Below are 14,604 nucleotides of genomic sequence, written 5' to 3' on the forward strand. Positions count from 1 at the left end.
GATGGCAGGGCGGCCGCGCACCCCCTCACGGGAGGTGCGCGGCCGCCCTGAACCGCTGCCGCCGCGTCCTCAGCGCGCCACGAGGTCGCCCCGCACGTCGTCGCCGCCGGGGACCGGCTCGGCCGGGTCGGACCCCAGGGAGACGATGGCGTTCGAGCGGTCGACGTGCACCACGCGCGGCTCGAACTCGCGCGCCTCGGCGTCGGTCATCTGCGCGTACGCGATGATGATCACCAGGTCGCCGGGCTGCACCAGGCGGGCCGCCGCACCGTTGATCCCGATCACGCCGGAGCCCCGCTCGCCCGCGATCAGATAGGTCTCCAGGCGGGCGCCGTTGTCGATGTCCACGATGTGCACCTGCTCGCCGGGCAGCAGGTCCGCGGCGTCCATCAGGTCCTGGTCCAGGGTGAGCGAGCCCACGTAGTGCAGGTCCGCCTGGGTGACGGTGGCGCGGTGGATCTTCGACTTGAACATCGTCCGGAACATCAGCGCTCCTTCGGGGTGACGAGCTGGAGGGGCAGATTGTCGATCAGGTGGGTGGAGCCGACGCGACCCGCGACGGCGAGCACGGCCGGACCGGTGTAACCGGTCGTGACCTGCAAGAACGTGGACGGGTCCACGAGCACGAGGTAGTCGAGTTCGAGCGGCGGGTCGGCGGCGGCCGCCTGGTCCAGCACGGCGCCCGCAGCGGCGACCACCGCGTCCGGGCCCTCGTCCGCCGCGTCCACGCCCGCGTACAGCGCCCTGGACAGGGCGAGCGCGGTGCGCCGGTCGCCCTCGGACAGGTACCGGTTCCGGCTCGACAGGGCCAGCCCGTCCTGCTCGCGGACGGTCGGGGCGCCGACGATCTCGACCGGCACGTTCAGGTCCGCGACCATCCGGCGGATCATCGCGAGCTGCTGCGCGTCCTTCTGCCCGAAGACGGCCACGTCCGGACGCACCAGGTTCAACAACTTCAGGACGACCGTGAGCATTCCGTCGAAGTGGCCGGGGCGCGCGGCGCCCTCCACCCGCTCGCCCATCGGGCCGGACTTGACCGTGACCTCGGGCTCGCCCGGGTACATGACCTCGCGGGACGGCGCGAACACGATGTCCGCGCCCTCCGCCGCGCACGCCTCAAGGTCCGCCTCGAACGTCCGGGGATAGCGGTCGAAGTCCTCGTTCGGGCCGAACTGCAGCGGGTTGACGAAGATGCTGACCGCCACCGCGTCCGCGCGGCGCCGCGCCTCGCGGATCAGCGACCGGTGCCCCTCGTGCAGCGCCCCCATGGTGGGGACGAGCGCCAGCGTGCCCTTCGCGTCGGCACGGGCGGCGGCCAGCTCCTCGCGCGTCGCGGCGATGACGGGCGTCACGACGCGTCCTCCGGCTCGCTCACTGATCCTCCCTGGTCGGTCCTGCTCGGTGCTCGTCGGTCCTGCTCGGTGCTCGTCGGTCCTGCTCGGTGCTCGTCGGTCCTGCTCGGTGCTCGTCGGTCCTGCTCGGTGCTCGTCGGTCCTGCTCGGTGCTCGTCAGTGCTGTTCGGTGCTCGCCGGTGGTCCGGCGGTCGCTCGCCGCCGGCGGTCCGGTGCCCGGCGTCCACGGCGGCCACGGCGTCCATGGCGTCCTCGGCATGCGGTGGCGGCCCGGCCGTCAGTCGGCCAGCGCTTCGAGGAGGCGCTCGGCGGCCTCGGGTTTGAGGAGTCCCGCGGCGAGCGCGCGGTCGGCGGTGAGGCGGGCCAGCGCGATGTAGGCGCGGCGGCTCTCCGCCGACACCTTCCCGAGCTCGGCGACGTGGTCGGCGACCGTTCCGGCGTCGCCGCGCGCGACCGGGCCGGTCAAGCCGTCGATGCCGAGCCGCAACGCGTTGTCGAGGGAGGCGCCGAGCAGCGGGCCGAGCATCCGGCCGGGCTCGCCGACGCCCGCGGTGCGCAGCAGGTCCATCGCCTCGACGACCAGCGTGACCAGGTGGTTCGCGCCGCCGGCGAGCGCCGCGTGGTACAGCGGGCGGCGCTCCTCGGTGATCCACACCGGCTCGCCGCCCATCTCGACGACGAGGGCCTCGGCGACCGGGCGCAGCGGTTCGGGCGCGGTGACGCCGAACGAGATGCCGGTCAGCCGGTCGACGTCGTCGGGGCGCCCGGTGAACGTCATGACCGGGTGCAGCGCGAGCGGCAGCGCCCCGGCGCGGGTCAGCGGGTCCAGGACGGCGGACCCGTACCGCCCGCTGGTGTGCATGACGAGCTTCCCGGTGACGGGGACGCCCGCCGCGACCAGGCCAGCGGCGAGTTCCGGCAGCGCGTCGTCGGGGACGGTCAGCAGCACCAGGTCGGCGGCAGCCACCGCGTCCTGCGGGGTGACGACGGCCGCACCCGGCAGCCGCTCCTCCACCCTCTCGCGGGACCGGTCGGAGACCGCGGCGGCGGCGACCACGCGGTGGCCGGCGCGGGCGAGCGCCGCGCCGAGGGCCGTGCCGACGCGTCCCGCGCCGACGACGCCGACGGCGAGCCGGGCGGGCCGGTCCTCGGGCCGCGTCTCCCCGGCCTCCGGCCCGTCTCCGGGCGCGGCGGAGTCAGGCGTGAATGGGTCCATCTGTTCGTTCCAGTCCTCAGTTGGGTACCGGACGTGCGCGCCCAGCGTACCCGCGGGTCCCGGGCGCGCGTTCCGGTGGGTCTTCCGGTGCTCCGGTGACGCCTTGACGGTACGGGCGCCACGAACACCATCACACATCGGTGATGATCCGGCTACCCGCCGTAACGCCTCCGTCGGCGGGCGGGCCACACTTCGCGGGTCACGGATCGTGAACCCTTGCGGCGGCCCGGAACCGGGGCGTAACCATGATTGTGACGACGTCGTCACGCAAGGTGAATGGCAGCAATGACCAGGGCGCTCCGCCCCCGACGAGATGGAGCAGACTTTGATCAGAACAGCCCTCAAGACCGGCGCGGTCGTCGCGACCCTCGCGGGGACGGCCTTCGCCGCCGTCCCGGCCAACGCCGACACCTACAACCACAACACCGCCGTCGGCAACACGACGAACGTCTTGATCGTCGGCGGCTACGGCGTGACCTGCGGCTCGGTCTCCGTCGGAAGCCAGTCCGGGACGGGCTGCAACGGCAACCACGTGCACAACCGGCACAACCACAGCGGCGCCGGCGGCTGGATCGGGCACCGCTGGTGACGAGGTGACGCCGCCGCGGGGCCGTCCGGCGGCCCGGGGCCGGACCCTTCCCGGCCGCCCCTAGGGAGGTTCCCGCGGAGCCTTCGCCCCGCCGCAACGCCGTCCCCGCGGCGCGGCGAAGGGAGTGTCCGTGACGCGACGCGCCCGGATTCGGTGACTCTCCGAATCCGGGCGCTCGTCACGCTCCGTGCTCATCCCTCCGCCACCGGCCGGTGCGGCTGACCGGTGCGGCCGGTCGCCGGTGCGGCCGGTCGCCGGTGCGGCTAGTCGTGGGCGAGGGACTCGACGATCGAAGCCTTGGCCGCGCGGCGCGCCGGCATCACCGCGGCGAGCACCCCCGCCGCGCCCGCCAGCAGCACGAACCCGACCACCTGGAGGTAGGGCAGCGAGAAGATCGCGCCGTCCTCCATCGCGTTGGTTGCCGCCCAGCCGAACGCCACCCCGAGCACGACCCCGGTGACCGCGCCGATCACGGCCATGACCAGCGCCTCCACCGACAGCATCCGGCGCAGCTGCCGCCGGGTGAGGCCGAGGGCGCGCAGCAGCGCCGACTCGCGGGTCCGCTCCACCACCGACAGCGTCAGCGTGTTGGCGATCCCGAACAGCGCGATGACGATCGCCAGCCCGAGCAGCCCACCGAAGATCATCAGCATCATGTCGATGGCGTCGCTCACGCTCTTCTCGAACTCGGCGGACGAGTACACCTTCGCGGCCGGGTAGGGGCGCGCCGCCACCTCGACGGCCTTGCGCGCGGCGTCGGGGGGCACCCCGTCCCGGTCCTTGATGTAGATCGCCGAGTCGTCGGGCGCCGCGAAGTAGCGGGTGAAGTCCGCCTCGGGGACGACCAGCGCCCCGAGGGTGGTCGCCGGAGTGCTGAACACCGCGGCGATCCGCACCGGGGCGGTGCCGTGCGCCGTCCGGACCCGGACGGTCTGCCCGACGCTCATGCCGTGCCGCTTCGCGACCCCCTGCTCCACGATCCCGGTCCCGGGCTTCAGCCCGCCCGAGGCCAGCGCGGACGCCGACCCGTGCACGAGCTTCGGCTTCAGCACCGTCCCGAGCGCCGACCCGGTCAGGCTCGCGACGTTGGTCTCCTTGCCGTCGACCTTGGCGTCCTTGGCCAGCAGCTCGAACACGTGGGAGAACTCCGGCCGCTTCCGGAGCGCCTCGGTGAGGCCCTGCGGCGCCCGGCCGCCGCCGTCGCCGGTCCGCGTCTGCACCTGGAACTCGGCCGGGTACTGCTCGGCCAGCTTCTCCGCCGACGTCGCCTTGCTGCTGGCCGCGACGACGGCGAACAGGCTCATCAGCCCGATGCCGACGGTCAGCGCGATCGTCGTGGTGGCGGTGCGGCGCGGGGACCGGCGCGCGTTCGCCACCGCGAGCCGTCCCGGCACCCCGCCGAGCCGCGCCGGGACGGCCCCGGCGAGGCGTCCGAGCGGGCGCACCAGGGCGGGCATCGCGGTCACCACGGCGAGGAAGAACACGGCCCCCGCGAGGGCGACCGTGTACATCGCCGTCTGGCCCTTCTCCATGGTCACCGACCCCATGACGCCGAGGCCGAGGCCCGCCGCGCCGAGCAGCACGGCCAGCGCCGTCCGGATCGGGCCGAGCCGGAACCGGCCACCGCCCGGCTCCGTCTCCGAGCGCAGCGCCGCGACGGGCGCGACCCGCGTCGCCGCCCGCGCCGGCAGCAGCGCGGACAGGACGGTCACCACCACGCCCACCGCGAGGCCGATCGCGACCGTCCGGGCCGACAGGGCGACCCCGTCCATCCGCACCCTGTCGTTCACCTGTGCCATGACGGCGACCGCCCCGGCGCCGAGCCCGACCCCGGCGAGGATGCCGAGCACCGACCCCGCCAGCCCGACGGCGAACGCCTCGGTGACCACCCCGCCGAACACCTGCCGGCGCGTCGCGCCGACGCAGCGCAGCAGCGCCATCTCCCGCATCCGCTGCGCGATCAGGATGGAGAACGTGTTGTAGATGACCAGCGCCGAGACCAGCATCGCGACCAGCCCGAAGATCAGCAGGCCGGCCTGGATGATCTCGGTGTCGGCGCCCGCCGAGTCCGCGAGCCGCTTCCCCAGCTCCTTGCCGGTGTAGACCTCGTACTCGCCGCCGACCGCGGCCTTCACCGCCGGCTTTGTCCCGCCGAGGACGTCGATCTCCTGGTACTTCTTCACGCCCGTCATCGCGAGCGCGGTCGCGGCGTCGAAACCGACGCCGCCCCGGTAGCCCGCCTCCTCGTCGATGCCGAAGTCGACGAGCCCGACGACCGTGAAGCGGTGCGGGCGGTTCGCGTGGTCCAGGACCGTGACCGCGTCGCCGACCTTGTAGCCGGACCGGTCCGCGAGGTCCTTGCCCAGCACCGCCTCGGACGCGCCCGACGGCGTCCTGCCCTTGGTGACGTCGTAGCGCAGCAGCTTCCCGGACGGCACCGAGATCCCCACGGTCGGCAGGTCGCCGACCGTCTTGCCGTCCTTGCCGACCAGCGCCGCGTCGCCGCGCACCGTGCCCTGCGCCTGCGTCACGCCCGGCACCGCCTTGACGCGGTCGAGAACGCCCAGCGGGATGCCGGGCTCGTCCTTCGGGCCGGTGTCCGTCCTCGCGTCTGGCTGGACCGCGACGTCGACCTTGTCGGCCGACCGCGCGAACGTCCGCGCGACGCCCTGGTTCATCGTGTCGGTCAGCACGAACGTGCCGGAGATGAAGCCCACGCCGAGGGTGATGGCCACCGCCGTCAGCAGCAGGCGCAGCTTGTGGGCCCGCAGGCCCGCCAGCGTCGTCCTCAGCATCGGGTCAGGCCCCCAGGCTCTTCAGCCGGTCCAGCACCGCGTCCGGCGTCGGCTCCAGCAGCTCGGACGTGATCACGCCGTCGCGCAGGAACACCACCCGGTCGGCGTAGGACGCCGCCACCGGGTCGTGCGTGACCATCACGATGGTCTGGCCCATCTCGCGGACCGAGGCGCGCAGGAACCCCAGCACCTCCGCGCCCGCGCGCGAGTCCAGGTTGCCGGTCGGCTCGTCCGCGAAGATCACCTCGGGGCGGGCGACGAGCGCCCGCGCGCACGCGACGCGCTGCTGCTGGCCGCCGGACAGCTCGCTCGGCCGGTGCCCGAGCCGGTCCCGCAGCCGCACCACGTCCACGACCTGGTCGAACCAGGCCCGGTCCGGCTTGCGGCCCGCCAGTTCCAGCGGCAGCAGGATGTTCTGCTCGGCGGTGAGCGTCGGCAGCAGGTTGAACGCCTGGAAGACGAACCCGACGCGCTCGCGGCGCAGCATCGTCAGCTGCCGGTCGCCCATCCCGGTGATCTCCGCGTCGCCCAGCACGATCCGCCCGGCGGTGACCGTGTCCAGCCCCGCCAGGCAGTGCATCAGCGTGGACTTCCCGGACCCGGACGGGCCCATGATCGCGGTGAACGCGCCGCGCGCGAACCCGACGCTGACCTCGTGCAGCGCCCGCACGGCCGCGTCGCCCGACCCGTACACCTTGGACACCCCGGCGGCGGCGACCGCCGGCGGTGCCGCGGCATGGGGCGCTCCCCCGGACGGGCTGGTGAACGTGCTGGTCACGGCGACTCCTTCGTGGACGGATACGACCGTGATCAACGCTAGGAATCCGCGCCGCCGCTGCCATCGGCCGAGCGGCTCCGCTCCGTGTCAGCTTTCCGGCTGCCCCGGCGCGCGGCGTACGACCTGAGGCGTACGCACCCGTCACCCGTTCCGCCGACCCGCCGCGGGCGCCCGCCCGTCCCCCGCCACGTCGGACCCCTCTGCACGTGCGCCCTGACCAGCACATCCCGTCACCGGGGCACGGACGCGAAGGCGCCGGAGGCCCCCGTGGGACCTCCGGCGCCTCGGTGCCGGGCCGTTGCGCGCCCGGCGCGGCGGATCAGCCGTTGTCGACGGACGCGCCGCCCTTGCAGCCCGCGCCCGCGATGCCGACGACGGCGACGGCGTTGCCGCACACGTCGATCGGGATCGAGATCGGGGCGTTGATCTGGTTGCCGCCCAGGATGGAGAAGTTGCCACTGGTGTGGTTGCCGTTGAACTGGCCACCGTGGCCATGGCCCTTGCCATGACCGTGGCCGTGGTCCCAGCCCCCGGCGTACGCGGGGGCCGCGGCCAGAACCGAGCCGGCGACCGCGAAACCGAGGATGCCGGTGGCGGCGAGCTTCTTGAACACGAGAGTCCTCCGTACCGGGCCGAGGGCCCGAAGCGAATATTTCCAGAGCCCCCCTCAGAGGGCGTCGCGTACGGTAGTTACCCAGCTACTCTGCGGTAATCCAATAGTGCGGCCCAGCATGACGGCAAATAGTCACCAAGCAGTAATCATGACGTTACAAAAAGTAACCGTTTTGCTCGCATTCGCCGGACCTGTCGCAAAGGTCAGCGCGACCACTCGCGCGCCGCCAGAAGCCCTACGTCGCCAAGATGAACCCAAAGCACGGCCTCGCCGACGCTTCCACGGCGCGAGCCGCCCCGCGAAGCCGGGTTTCACCACCCGCCACCAGCCGTAACAACTCCCCGCACTCAGAGAGAGCCACGCGCCGTCCGCCCCATCGGCAACGCCGAAACTCCAGCGGCCGACGCGAGCGGGAGCCAATGCGAGCGAAAGGCCGACATCGACGAGGGGCACCTGCCATCACGAACGCGCCGGAGGCCCCCATGGGACCTCCGGCGCTTCGATGCCGGGCCGTTGCGCGCCCGGCGCGGCCGATCAGCCGTTGTCGACGGACGCCCCGCCCTTGCAGTGGGCGGCCGCGATGCCGACGACGGCACCGACGGCGTTGCCGCAGACGTCGATCGGCACCGAGATCGGGATGTTGACCTGGTTGCCGCCCAGGATGGAGAAGTTGCCGCTGGTGTGGTTGTTGTTGAACTGACCACCGTGGCCGTGGCCGTGGCCCTTGCCATGGCCGTGGTCCCAGCCGCCGGCGTACGCGGGCGCCGCGCCCAGGGCCGAACCGGCCACCGCGAAACCGATGATGCCGGTGACGACGAGCTTCTTGAACACGAGAGTCCTCCCGTACCGGGCCGACGGCCCGAAGCGAATGTTTCCAGAGCCCTCCGCAGAGGGCATCGCGTACAGTAGTTACCCTGATACTCTCAGCTACGGGACCTGCGCGGCCCAGCACGACGGCAATTGGTCACCATAAAATGATCATGGACCTACCAAGCGTCGCCGCTTTGACCGCTTTTCACCAGGCCTGTCTCGTAGGCGAACACCACCGCCTGCACCCGGTCCCGGAGCCCCAGCTTCATCAGGATCCGGCCCATGTGCGTCTTGACCGTCGCCTCCGAGACGAAGAGCCGGCCCGCGATCTCCGCGTTCGACATCCCCCGCGCCACCAGCCGCAGCACCTCGCCCTCCCGCTCGGTCAGGCTCTCCAGCGCGCCGCTCGCCCTCTGCTCGGTGTCCGGCAGGTGCAGCGCGAACCGGTCGAGGAGCCGCTTGGTGGTGCTCGGCGCCACCACCGCGTCCCCCGAGTGCACCGCCTTGATCGCCTCGATCAGCTGCGCCGGGCCCGCGTCCTTCAGCAGGAACCCGCCCGCGCCGGCCTTGATCGCCGCGAACGCGTACTCGTCCAGGTCGAACGTGGTCAGGATGATCACCTTCGGCGCCCCGTCCCCACCGTGGCCGCCTGCGGCGCGACCGGACCCGCCCCACTCGCCCGACACCACCCGCCGCGTCGCCTCGATGCCGTCCATCCGCGGCATCCGGACGTCCATCAGCACCACGTCCGCCGCCGTCGTCCGCAGCAGGTCGAGGGCCTGCTGCCCGTCCCCCGCCTCGCCCACCACCACGATGTCGGGCTGCGCGTCCAGCACCATCGTGAAGCCCGCCCGCACCAGCTCCTGGTCGTCCACCAGCACGACCCGGATCGGCCCGGTGTCCAGTTCGTCGTCCATCTCCATCACGTCTCTCCTCACAGCGGACTCGGTCCCGCGGCACGCCTGGCGCCCGCCCTCCACGTCCTACGCTCCCACCCGAACGCCCCGCTCCCGCCCAACCCCGCCCACGCAGCCACGCCCCCACGCCCCCACCACGCCACTGCCCGCCCGGTCACCCCCACTGCCACACCAAGCCACCGCCCACACGGTCACGCCAAGGGGTCACTCCGCACGTCACCACTCCCCACGCCACCACTTCGGGCGGCGCCGGTCACGGCGCCGACTGCGTGGGCATGGCAGTCGGTCACGCGGCTTCTCCCGTCGGGATCCGCGCGACCACCTCGAAGCCGCCGCCTGGACACGGCTGGGCGTGGACGCTGCCGCCGTATACCGCAGCGCGTTCCCGCATCCCCGCGAGCCCGTGGCCTCGTCCGTCGTCGGCCGCCGCCGCACCGCGCCCGTCGTCGTGCACCCGCACCTCGACCGCGTCCCCCGCGTACCGGAGCCGGACCGTCGCGGCCACGCGCGGACCGCCGTGCTTGAGGGTGTTGGTCAGCGCCTCCTGCACGATCCGGAACACCGTCAGCTGCCGGCCCTCCGACATGTCCGGCGGCGAACCGGCGACCTCGTACGTCACCGGCAGTCCGGACGAGCGCACCTGCTCGACCAGGTCGTCCAGCTGCGCCACGCCCGGCTGCGGCGCGTACGCCCCCGCGTCGTCGCTCTCCCGCAGCACCCCGAGCAGCCGCCGCATCTCCGCCAGCGCGTTGCGTCCCGTCTGCGAGATCGTCTCCAGCGCCTGCCGGGCCCGTCCCACGTCCGTGTCGATCGCGAACGACGCGCCGTCCGCCTGCACCACGATCACGCTGACGTTGTGCGCCACCACGTCGTGCAGCTCCCGCGCGATCCGGGCCCGTTCCGCCGCCATCGCCATCTTCACCTCGGCGTCGCGCTCCTGCTCAAGCCGTGCCGCCCGTTCCTCCAGCGAGCTCAGGTAGGCCCGGCGCGTCCGGATGTGCAGCCCGAGGATCCACACGCCGGCCACCAGGGCCGACAGCATCAGCAGCGTCGACCGCTGATCGGCACGCCCGGACGCGTACCGCAGCGCCGCCATGACCGCGCCCAGCTCGGCGGTCAGCGCCGCCGCCAGCCCCCAGCGGAACGTGAAGTCCGCCGCGACGGTGTACAGGCCCATCAGGACGGCCATGTTCGCCGGGATCGGGACGATCCCCGCGACGCACTGGACGCAGCAGATCAGCGCCACCACGGCGAAGACCGTCCGCGGGAACGTCCGCCGCATCACCAGCGGCGCGACGAGCCCGACCGTCAGCGCCAGGTACTCCAGCCTCGGCACGGCCTGCGCGTCGCCCAGCCACGCGGGGAGGGAGAGCAGCACGACCGGGGCCGCGAAAAAGGCGTCGACCAGGGGTTTCCTGCCGCGCAGCCAGTCCCAGAACCTCCCGACCATGCGCACAGCGTATGTACCGCCAGGTCAGCCCGGGATCAGCCGCAGGTCGGACCGCCGTCCGCCGCAGGGATGGTCCGGCCGCGGCGGGACCGCCCGGCGGCCGCCGCACGGTAACGTCACGGTCGTGGAGGCGTTGGTTACCGAGTGGCTGACATGGCGCACCGCGATGGAGCGGGCACTGTACGGGGAGGGCGGCTTCTACCGACGGGGCGAGCGCCCCGCCGAGCATTTCCGCACCTCGGTGCACGCCTCGCCGCGCTTCGCCGCCGCGATCGCCCGGCTCCTGATCGACGTCGACACCGCCCTCGGCCACCCGGATCGGCTCGACCTCGTCGACATCGGCGCCGGCTCGGGCCGCCTGCTCGCCAACATCCTGGCCGGTCTCCCGTCCGGCATCACCTCCCGCCTCGCGCCCACCGCCGTGGAGATAGCACCACGCCCCTCCGACATTCCGGCGTCCGTCACCTGGCGCGCCGACCTCCCCGACCGCATCACCGGCCTCGCCGTGGCCAACGAGTGGCTCGACAACATCCCCCTCGACGTCGTCGAGCGCACCCCGGACGGCGTCCGCACCGTCCTGGTCGATCCGTCCAGCGGCGGCGAGCGCCCCGGCGCCGAGCCGTCCGCCGAGGACCGCGACTGGATGGACCGCTGGTGGCCCCTCCGCGAGCCCGGCGACCGCGCCGAGATCGGCCATCCGCGCTGCGCCGCGTGGGCCTCGGTGATCGGACGCCTCGACCGGGGCCTCGCGATCGCGGTGGACTACTCGCACGCCCGCGACTCGCGTCCCCCGTACGGCACCCTCACCGGCTACCGGGACGGCGCCACGGTCCCGGCCGTCCCGGACGGCTCGTGCGACGTGACGGCGCACGTGGCCCTGGACGCCTGCACCACCGCGGGCGAGCGGGCCGGCGCCACGTCCACGCTCCTCACCACCCAGCGCGCCGCCCTCCTCGCCCTGGGCCTGTCGGGCGCCCGGCCGCCCCTGGCGATGGCCCACACCGACCCGCGCGGATACGTCGCCGCCCTGTGCCGCGCCGGTGAGGACGCGGAACTCCTCGACCCGTCCGGCCTGGGCGGTTTCGGATGGCTCGCGCAGACGGTCGGCATTCCGCTGCCGCCGTCCCTGTCCTCGCCGCCCGCACGCTGACCCGCGATCTCGCCCTTACCTACCAGCCGCCCGCACGGCGAAACCGCTACTGACGACCGAGACCCCTCCTACCGACTTGCGCTCCCGGAAGACCGTCCCAGAGCCACGAGCCGAGGGTGCTCAACCCACCACGGCACTCAGCACTCGACGTGCAGAGCCTGAAGCCCGCGCAGGACGAACCCGGGCTTCCACTCCGGCTCGGAGACCAGACGGAGTCCCGGTGCCAGCCGGAGCAGCGCCGACAGCGACTCGGCCAGCTCGATCCGGGCCAGCGGGGCGCCCAGGCAGTAGTGGATGCCGAGGCCGAACGTGATGTGCGGGTTCGGGTCCCGGGCGAGGTCGAGCCGGTCGGGGTCGGCGAAGACGGCCGGGTCGCGGTTGGCGGAGGCGAACTGCAGCGCCACCTCGGCCCCGCGCGGGATGTCCACGCCCGCCACGGTGATGTCCTCCAAGACCCACCGCTCGAACATCGGCGCCGGAGTGTCGTACCGCAGCAGTTCCTCGACGGCCGTGGGGACGAGCGACGCGTCCCCGCGCAACCGCTCCAGCTCGCCGGGGTTGCGGAACAGCGCCCACCAGCCGTTGCCGGTCGCGTTGACCGTGGCCTCGTGGCCCGCGTTGAGCAGCAGGACGCAGGTGCCGATCAGCTCGTCCTCGGTCAGCCGGTCGCCCTCGTCGACGACCTGGGCGAGCGCGCTGATCAGGTCGTCGCGCGGCTCCCGGCGCCGCGACCGGGCCAGGTCCCGCAGGTAGTCGGAGAACTCCACCGCGGCCCGGACGGCCGTCCGCTGCACCTCCTCCGGCGGGTTCAGCTCGTACATGCCGCAGATGTCGGCGGACCAGGGACGCAGCAGCGGCCGGTCCGCCACGGGCACGCCGAGCATCTCCGCGATCACGTTGACCGGCAGCGGCTCCGCGACCTCGGCGAGCAGGTCACCGCCGCCCTTGGCGGCGAGCGTCCCGGCCAGTTCCCCGGCCAGCCTGCGGATCGTCGGCCGCAGCCCTTCGACCATCCGCGCGGTGAACGCCTTGGACACCAGCCGCCGCAGCCGCGTGTGGGTGGGCGGCTCGACGTCGAGCATCCCGGCCCGGATGAGGTCCCAGAACGGCTTGAGGAACTCCGCCTCCGGCTGCTGCCCGAACTCCTCGTGCCCGGCCACGTGCAGGTAGGAACGGCCGAGCCGCCGGTCGCGCAGCAGCGCGTCGACGTCCGCGTACCGGCTGATCACCCACTGGCCGGTCGGCTCGTGGAAGAACGCCGGCCGTTCCTCCCGCAGCCGCGCGAACACCGGATACGGATCCGCCACGAATCCCGGCGCCCACGGCTCATACCCCAAATCGCTCATCCACCGACAATACGACCAGCACCCCAGAGCGAGCCCGAACGAACCACGACGACCGCAGCCGGACGCGCACGAACAGGCCAGTGTGCGGGTGAGAGCGGGCGGGTCAGGGGGCGCGGAGGTGGGCGAGGCTTTCTGGGCTCAGGTGGCGGGCCAGGACGTCGAGGGCGTTCGCCACCTCGGCGAGGTGCTCGCTTCCGCCGAGGGCCGCGACCAGGGCGGCGTCGATGGAGGTGGCGCGCACCTCGGCCACGCGCTCGGACACCTCGTCGGCCTTGCGGACCAGGGAGCGGCGGCGGTCGTCCGGGTCGGGGGCGGTCACCACCGAACCGGTCTTCCTGAGCCGCGCGACCGCCGTGGAGACCTGGCTCTGCGGCAGCCCGGTCCGCTCGGCGATCTCCCCGATGGCGCTGTCCGGATGGCCGACGATGTCGCTCAGCACGATCAGGACCGCGCGGGTCCCGCCCGCCGGGCCGCCGCGCGGCGCCGGCATGGCCTCTTCGCCGATCTTCATCAGTGTCCGTCCCAGCAGGAACAGCTCGACTCCGTTCACACCTCCCAACTTACATCTGGACAGATGTATCTTTTTCAATGTATCTATAGAGATGTGTTCACCGACCGCCGGTGAGCCGACCGATGCGGAGGACGACGGATGGACGCGACCAAGACCGCGATGCTGCGGGTGCCCGGCGCCGAGGTGTACTACGAGGTCCGCGGGGACGGCCCGCTGATGGTCATCGGGCAGAGCGGCGAGGGGGACGCGCGCCGGACCGCCGACCTGGTCGACCGCCTCGCCGAGCACTACACGATGGTCACCTACGACCGCCGCGGCCTCTCCCGGACGCGGGTGGAGGACCCTTCGGTCCCGGTGACGCCCGCCATGCACGCCGAGGACGTCCACCACCTGCTCTCCGCGCTGACCGACGAGCCGGCCCTCATGCTCGGTTGCAGCCTCGGCGCCCTCTACGGTCTGCACTTGGCCGCAGCGCACCCCGGCCAACTCGCCGCACTCATCGCCCACGACCCTGCGACCCCTGGCCTGCTGAAGGATCACGACCGGGCCGACATCGAACGCCGGCTCGGCGAGATCGAGGCCGCGTACCGGGCGGACGGCTGGCGCGCCGCCGTGCCGCTGGCCGCCGCGCTCACCGGTCTCGACCCGGCCCGGATCGAGACCGAGGCCGGGGTCATCGCCGCTCCGATGACCGAGGAGCGCGCCGCCGACTTCGGCTACTACCTGGCCAACGACATCCCCCAGTGCCGCGTGGACACGCTGGGCGCCGCGGAGGTCCGCGCCGCCGCCGCGCACACCCGGATCATCCCCGCCGCCGGTAAGGACTCCAAGAACGCGTGGAACCACCAGTGCGCCGTGGAACTGGCGGCGCTGCTCGGGCGCCCGGTCGAGGAGTTCCCGGGCGGCCACAACGGCAACACCTCGTTCCCCACCGGCTTCGCCGCACGCGTCCACGAACTGTTCACGCCGACCTCCTGATCCGCGGATCGGCTCCGCGCTTCGGGCGGAGGGCCGCCGCCCTTCGCCGCTGCGAGGGGGACGACCGCCATCCATGCTCGACGGCGCCGAACGGTCAGG

General features: G+C 73.0%; 14 protein-coding genes. 3 read left to right on the forward strand and 11 right to left on the reverse strand.

Annotated elements, in window-relative coordinates; translation table 11 throughout:
- Positions 1-69: 69 nt before the first annotated feature.
- From panD to amrb99_RS23265, 3 genes are all read right to left on the reverse strand, one after another.
- The gene (panD, locus tag amrb99_RS23255) at positions 70-486 is read right to left on the reverse strand and encodes an aspartate 1-decarboxylase (RefSeq protein WP_190859488.1); all 417 of its coding nucleotides are present in this window, start codon (positions 484-486) and stop codon (positions 70-72) included.
- On the reverse strand, positions 486-1,352 hold the full coding sequence (panC, locus tag amrb99_RS23260; RefSeq protein ID WP_190859490.1) for a pantoate--beta-alanine ligase: 867 nt from the start codon (positions 1,350-1,352) through the stop codon (positions 486-488). The genes panD and panC overlap by 1 nt, the downstream gene beginning before the upstream one ends.
- A gap of 277 nt (positions 1,353-1,629) precedes the next feature.
- Complete coding sequence (locus amrb99_RS23265; RefSeq protein ID WP_190859492.1) at positions 1,630-2,568, reverse strand: DUF2520 domain-containing protein; 939 nt, start codon at positions 2,566-2,568, stop codon at positions 1,630-1,632.
- A gap of 325 nt (positions 2,569-2,893) precedes the next feature.
- Here amrb99_RS23265 and amrb99_RS23270 point away from each other — a divergent pair, with 325 nt between their 5' ends.
- Positions 2,894-3,157, forward strand: a complete 264-nt coding sequence (locus amrb99_RS23270; RefSeq protein WP_190859494.1) for a hypothetical protein — start codon at positions 2,894-2,896, stop codon at positions 3,155-3,157.
- Between the two features lie 263 nt (positions 3,158-3,420).
- Here the strand turns inward: amrb99_RS23270 and amrb99_RS23275 are convergent, their stop codons facing one another.
- From amrb99_RS23275 to amrb99_RS23300, 6 genes are all read right to left on the reverse strand, one after another.
- Complete coding sequence (locus amrb99_RS23275; RefSeq protein WP_190859496.1) at positions 3,421-5,952, reverse strand: FtsX-like permease family protein; 2,532 nt, start codon at positions 5,950-5,952, stop codon at positions 3,421-3,423.
- 4 nt (positions 5,953-5,956) lie between these two features.
- Positions 5,957-6,730 (reverse strand): ATP-binding cassette domain-containing protein, encoded by a 774-nt coding sequence (locus amrb99_RS23280; RefSeq protein ID WP_190859498.1) that lies wholly within the window; start codon positions 6,728-6,730, stop codon positions 5,957-5,959.
- A gap of 319 nt (positions 6,731-7,049) precedes the next feature.
- Complete coding sequence (locus amrb99_RS23285) at positions 7,050-7,343, reverse strand: chaplin family protein (RefSeq protein ID WP_190859500.1); 294 nt, start codon at positions 7,341-7,343, stop codon at positions 7,050-7,052.
- 534 nt (positions 7,344-7,877) lie between these two features.
- Positions 7,878-8,174 (reverse strand): chaplin family protein, encoded by a 297-nt coding sequence (locus amrb99_RS23290; RefSeq protein ID WP_347256808.1) that lies wholly within the window; start codon positions 8,172-8,174, stop codon positions 7,878-7,880.
- 155 nt (positions 8,175-8,329) lie between these two features.
- Positions 8,330-9,076: a response regulator transcription factor gene (locus amrb99_RS23295; protein WP_241755834.1), complete on the reverse strand. Its 747-nt coding sequence runs from the start codon at positions 9,074-9,076 to the stop codon at positions 8,330-8,332.
- A 280-nt stretch (positions 9,077-9,356) separates the two neighbouring features.
- Positions 9,357-10,520 carry a sensor histidine kinase gene (locus amrb99_RS23300; RefSeq protein ID WP_190859504.1) on the reverse strand — a complete coding sequence of 388 codons (1,164 nt, stop codon included), beginning with the start codon at positions 10,518-10,520 and terminating at the stop codon, positions 9,357-9,359.
- Positions 10,521-10,644: 124 nt separating this feature from the next.
- Between amrb99_RS23300 and amrb99_RS23305 the strand changes: the two genes are divergently transcribed.
- Positions 10,645-11,670 (forward strand): SAM-dependent methyltransferase, encoded by a 1,026-nt coding sequence (locus amrb99_RS23305; protein WP_347256809.1) that lies wholly within the window; start codon positions 10,645-10,647, stop codon positions 11,668-11,670.
- 137 nt (positions 11,671-11,807) lie between these two features.
- Here amrb99_RS23305 and amrb99_RS23310 read toward each other — a convergent pair whose 3' ends face one another.
- Entirely contained in the window at positions 11,808-13,016 is a 1,209-nt protein-coding gene (locus amrb99_RS23310) for a cytochrome P450 (RefSeq protein WP_190859506.1), read from the reverse strand.
- A 103-nt stretch (positions 13,017-13,119) separates the two neighbouring features.
- Positions 13,120-13,566, reverse strand: a complete 447-nt coding sequence (locus amrb99_RS23315) for a MarR family transcriptional regulator (protein ID WP_190859508.1) — start codon at positions 13,564-13,566, stop codon at positions 13,120-13,122.
- Between the two features lie 99 nt (positions 13,567-13,665).
- On the opposite strand from amrb99_RS23315, the gene amrb99_RS23320 reads away from it, so the two are divergent.
- Positions 13,666-14,505 (forward strand): alpha/beta hydrolase, encoded by an 840-nt coding sequence (locus amrb99_RS23320; RefSeq protein WP_206700075.1) that lies wholly within the window; start codon positions 13,666-13,668, stop codon positions 14,503-14,505.
- Positions 14,506-14,604 lie beyond the last annotated feature (99 nt).

It is taken from the genome of Actinomadura sp. RB99 (assembly GCF_014706005.1).
Taxonomy (GTDB): Bacteria; Actinomycetota; Actinomycetes; order Streptosporangiales; family Streptosporangiaceae; genus Spirillospora.

What these genes read in the sequence shown, in the direction of transcription:
- panD (WP_190859488.1), bottom strand. Translation starts at nt 486, where the DNA reads ATGTTCCGGACGATGTTCAAGTCGAAGATCCACCGCGCCACCGTCACC.
- amrb99_RS23320 (WP_206700075.1), top strand. Translation starts at nt 13,666, where the DNA reads ATGGACGCGACCAAGACCGCGATGCTGCGGGTGCCCGGCGCCGAGGTG.
- amrb99_RS23295 (WP_241755834.1), bottom strand. Translation starts at nt 9,076, where the DNA reads ATGGAGATGGACGACGAACTGGACACCGGGCCGATCCGGGTCGTGCTG.
- amrb99_RS23310 (WP_190859506.1), bottom strand. Translation starts at nt 13,016, where the DNA reads ATGAGCGATTTGGGGTATGAGCCGTGGGCGCCGGGATTCGTGGCGGAT.
- amrb99_RS23275 (WP_190859496.1), bottom strand. Translation starts at nt 5,952, where the DNA reads ATGCTGAGGACGACGCTGGCGGGCCTGCGGGCCCACAAGCTGCGCCTG.
- amrb99_RS23300 (WP_190859504.1), bottom strand. Translation starts at nt 10,520, where the DNA reads ATGGTCGGGAGGTTCTGGGACTGGCTGCGCGGCAGGAAACCCCTGGTC.
- amrb99_RS23265 (WP_190859492.1), bottom strand. Translation starts at nt 2,568, where the DNA reads ATGGACCCATTCACGCCTGACTCCGCCGCGCCCGGAGACGGGCCGGAG.